Here is a 231-nt window from a genome sequence, read left to right as displayed (position 1 = left end):
AAGGTGACCACGGAACATTAACTGGAATCGATAAAGACGGTAAAAATGTAACAGGCGCTGCAAAATTAGCATTTAATGTTAAGAAGACAGCAACATGGGCAGACATGGCAAAATACATTCCAACAGCAGTAGCAGCAAAAGAATGGAAAGTAGCCGACCCAGCATGGGACCCACAATTACCAGCAAACACAGAAACAGTAGTAGCAGGAACATACACAGCACAATACGCAG

1 protein-coding gene is annotated in these 231 nt (G+C 43.3%); it reads left to right on the top strand.

Going from position 1 to position 231, the window contains the following annotated elements:
• Positions 1-231: hypothetical protein (locus PTSHG_RS09870; RefSeq protein ID WP_042230739.1), on the top strand; the 231-nt coding region annotated here is incomplete at both ends.

It is taken from the genome of Peptoniphilus senegalensis JC140, assembly GCF_000321025.1.
Lineage (GTDB): Bacteria > Bacillota > Clostridia > Tissierellales > Peptoniphilaceae > Peptoniphilus_A > Peptoniphilus_A senegalensis.
The sequence above is the reverse complement of the archived record's forward strand: the minus strand, read 5'-3'. Positions and strand labels throughout refer to the sequence as shown.